Consider the following 3,585-nt stretch of genomic DNA (forward strand, 5'->3'; position numbering starts at 1 on the left):
GTTCATCTTCGCCAACAGGCGGCCCTAGCCGTCGCAGTGCGCGCCATGAGGACGCCGGCTCCAACGAGGACGGAAATACGCCAGCCGTGCGGCGGCGCTTGGGCGTTAGCACGGCACGAACGGGAGACGGTGCGTGGGGACGGTCCCCTGCGCATCACTCCTCGCTGTTAGCCAGGCGGAGGATGAGGYCGGTGAAATAGTCCGCGATCTTCGTGGCGGTACCTCGGCCGTCAGCCTCGACGATCTGCAGCGCCCCGGCATGCACGAGTGCGGTGACAGCACAGGCAGTCAAATTGGGCAGCGGCGGGTTACCGAACGTCAGCCCCCTAGCGCCATGCATGAACTTCACGCCGGCCTCCCGGTACACGTTCGCATAGCCGGGCGGCCCGTCATCGCCTAGCATTACCCGCGATATCTCGCGCGTCTTCCAGATATCCATGAGATAAGCCTTGGCGCCCGCCGCGTATAGGGCGGCCGGACGGGTCTCGCCAGCGGCACGGGCCCGCTCGGTCGCCTTCTTCGATGCGTTGGCATTCCGGTTGAGTGCCTCGCTCGCCAGAACCATGAACACCTCGGCCTTACCACCGAACCGGTGGTAGATGCTTCCGACACTCACGCCGGACAGTTCGACGATGTCCTTGATGCTGATGCCGTCATAACCCCGCTGGCCGAACAAGAGCCTCGCCGCGTCGAGGACCGCACGCTCGGTGTCGGCCGATTTTGCCCAGCGGCTCACCCGCTTCGCTCGGATTGCGTCGACCTCCGATGGGAGCTTGATGCTCAGAACGTCCTCAGACATGTTTTCTGGCTCCAACACTCAGTCCCTTCGGAGCTGCGTCGCCTCCAGGCTGCTCAGAAGCGTGTTCTAGAGCATACCAAGTGAGAGCGGTGTGGCGATGATCGCCGGTTGAGCTGTTCCAAAGATCGTATGACCTAGGTGTCAGCGCGCGATTCGACGCGAAGCTGCATGGGAATCTTTCACCGTAACTGTTCAGCTTGTCGGTGATCTTGAGTTTGGTTCAGGCGGCGGCGGGCAGCCAGGGGCGGCCCTCGGCGAGTTGGACGAGGGCTTGGGAGGTGGCGACGCCGTGTTTGGTGGCGGTGGACAGGTAGCTGCGTAGGGCGCAGAACTGGCGGGCGCCGGTGAGGGTTCTCAGGCAGCCGGGACCTTGTGGCGGAGTTTGACCATGCGCAGGTCGCGTTCGGAGCCGTTGTTGTCGGGTGGGATCCGGGGGTCGCGGGTGAAGCGCAGGTAGTCGGCGGCCCGGTCGATGAGCCGGTGGGCCAGGGCGTTGCGAGTGGGGTGGAGCGGTGCGCGGTCTCGCTGGTCCCGATGTGGGCGGCGTGCTGGTAGAGCCGGGTCTGCTCGGCGAGCGCCGCCGGGGTGAGGCCTCCGCTGGCGGCGAGTTTCTGCAGCGCGACGAGGGCGTCGGCGGCCTGGCCGGCCCAGCACTACTCGCCGTCGGGGGCCGTGTCGAGGACGGCGACGAGTTGTTGCGCGCCGCGCAGGATGCCGATGACGGCGTCATTGAGAGTGCCGATGGGCGGATGATCGAAAGCCCCGTCCCGGGGGTCCGGGGCGGGGCTTTCGTGTGGGTGTTGGCGCGGTGGTCGGTGGGTTGGCGGGGGTCGGGGGCTAGTCCTCGGCGGTTTCGGCGAGGGCGGTGTGGGCGGATTTCTCGTCGACGATGGAGTTGCCGGCGGCCCAGGCTGCGACGAGGGCTTGGAGTGCGAGGTTGTTGACGGCGCGGGGGTAGCCGCGGGCGGTGGTGTGGATCAGGGTGATGGCGTCGTCGGAGAAGAGGGTGTCGGAGCGGCCGGCGAGGTTGAGGTGGTGGTGGATGTAGCTGGCGGTCTCGTCGGCGTTCATCGGGGGCATGGTGTAGCGGATCGTGATGCGCTGTTCGAGGGCGGCGAGCACGGCGAGGCGCATGGTGCGGCGCAGGGTGGGCTGGCCGATGAGGAGGCAGGCGAGCGGGGAGTCGGAGTCGAGGGCGTGGTTGGTCAGCATCCTGATCGTTTCGAGCTGGTCGTGGGTGAGCAGGTGGGCTTCGTCGAGGACGAGGACGGGGGTGCGGCCGCGTTCGGCGCGGGCGCCGGTGAGGGCGGCGCTGGACTGGGCGATCAGCCGGGAGGTGTGGAAGGTGGGGGTGGCGCCGAAGGCGGTGACGATGGCTTCGTGGATGCCGCGGACGCCGATCTGGGGGTTGGGCAGGTAGATGACGGCGTGGCGGGAGGCGTCGAGGGTGGCCAGGGAGGTGCGGACGGCGACGGTCTTGCCGGCGCCGACCTCGCCGGTGACGATCCCGATGCCGCGTTCGGCGATGCACCAGGAGATGCGGGTGACGGCCTCGCCGTGGGACTGGTGGCGGTGGAGCATGCCGGGCGCGAGGTCGCGGCCGAAGGGTGTGCGGGTGAAGCCGTAGTGGCCGCGCAGCTTCTCGATCATCAGAACGGCTCCGCGCTGTCCAGGGCGGTGGCTGGGGTCGGGCCGGGGTCGTTGTCCTGGTCGTGGAAGTGGGTTTCGATCACTGTGGTGGCGACGTCCTGGACGGCGGAGGCGGCCTTCAGGAGGGTCTCGGCGACGGCGAGGCGCTCGTCGGTGCGGGCGGGGTCGATCAGGTCGCGGGCGGCGTGCGCGAGGTCGCTGGCGGCGCGGGAGAGTGCGAACGCCTCGCCGAGGCGGGCGGTGTCGATGCTGGTCACGGGGTGTCGGTCTCCTCGCTGGCCGGGTCGTCGTTGCGGGTGTCACGCGTCGTTCTTGGTGGGCGCGGCGAGGCGGGTCGGCGTCGTCGTGGGTGGGCATGTGCCAGCTGTGATCTTGTGGTGGGTTTCTTGTTGGTGCGCGACGACAGGGTGAGCACGTCGGAAATGGCGACGGCCCTCCCCTGATCACCTTGGCCGGTTCGGGGAGGGCCGTGCGAGGCGCGTGGAGGCGCCGGTGTTCACCGTAGACGTGGATGTGGTTGAGGTCGAACGGCGGTTGGCGGTGGGTGAGCTGGCCTGTCCGGGGTGCGGGAGCGGTCTGGCGGGTTGGGGGTGGGCGCGGGTGCGCCGGGTTCGGGGGTCGAGGGGGAGGTCCGGCCGCGGCGGGGGCGGTGTTCGGGCTGTCTGGCGACGCATGTGCTGCTGCCGGTGACGTGCCTGGCGCGGCGGGCGGACGCGGTGGCGGTGATCGGTGAGGCGGTCGGGCTCGCGGCCGGTGGGCTGGGGGCGCGCCGGGTCGCGGTGGCGGTGGGCCGGGCGCCTGCGACGGTGCGGGGCTGGCTTGGGCGGCTGGCAGGGCGGGCGGTGCGGCTGCGGGCGGCGTTGGCGGTGCGGCTGCGGGCGGTGGCCGTCGACCCCCGGGTTCCGGAGGTCGACGGCGGGTTGCTCGCGGGTCTGGTGGCGCTGGTCGTCGCGGTGCGCGACGCGGCGGCGGGCCGCTGGGCGCTGCCCACGTTGTCGGCGTGGGAGTTGGTGTCGTTCGTGACGGCCGGTGGTCTGCTGTTGCCCGCGTTCCTCCCCGAGGCGATCAACACGAGTCCGCGTCTGGCCGGCTGAGGTCTTCTCCTCGACGGTGTCGATGTTGTGTCGGCACTGTTC

5 protein-coding genes are annotated in these 3,585 nt (G+C 69.8%); 1 reads left to right on the forward strand and 4 read right to left on the reverse strand.

All coding sequences use genetic code 11. From position 1 onward, the window contains the following. Positions 1-154 precede the first annotated feature (154 nt). From BCD48_RS20790 to BCD48_RS20805, 4 genes are all read right to left on the reverse strand, one after another. A complete protein-coding gene (locus BCD48_RS20790) occupies positions 155-799 on the reverse strand; it encodes a TetR/AcrR family transcriptional regulator (protein WP_071050082.1) in 645 nt (214 codons plus the stop codon). Between the two features lie 354 nt (positions 800-1,153). Then, positions 1,154-1,453, reverse strand: coding sequence for an IS66 family transposase (locus tag BCD48_RS46915; protein ID WP_083418969.1), 300 nt, complete (start codon positions 1,451-1,453; stop codon positions 1,154-1,156). Positions 1,454-1,636: 183 nt separating this feature from the next. Beyond that, positions 1,637-2,449 carry an ExeA family protein gene (locus BCD48_RS20800; RefSeq protein WP_071050084.1) on the reverse strand — a complete coding sequence of 271 codons (813 nt, stop codon included), beginning with the start codon at positions 2,447-2,449 and terminating at the stop codon, positions 1,637-1,639. Next, a complete protein-coding gene (locus tag BCD48_RS20805) occupies positions 2,449-2,706 on the reverse strand; it encodes a hypothetical protein (protein ID WP_071050085.1) in 258 nt (85 codons plus the stop codon). Before BCD48_RS20805 ends, BCD48_RS20800 begins: the two co-directional genes overlap by 1 nt. Positions 2,707-3,123: 417 nt before the next feature. On the opposite strand from BCD48_RS20805, the gene BCD48_RS20810 reads away from it, so the two are divergent. Then, positions 3,124-3,543: a hypothetical protein gene (locus BCD48_RS20810; protein ID WP_083418919.1), complete on the forward strand. Its 420-nt coding sequence runs from the start codon at positions 3,124-3,126 to the stop codon at positions 3,541-3,543. Positions 3,544-3,585 lie beyond the last annotated feature (42 nt).

It is taken from the genome of Pseudofrankia coriaricola, assembly GCF_001854805.1.
GTDB lineage: Bacteria > Actinomycetota > Actinomycetes > Frankiales > Frankiaceae > Pseudofrankia.

What these genes read in the sequence shown, in the direction of transcription:
- BCD48_RS20800 (WP_071050084.1), bottom strand. Translation starts at nt 2,449, where the DNA reads ATGATCGAGAAGCTGCGCGGCCACTACGGCTTCACCCGCACACCCTTC.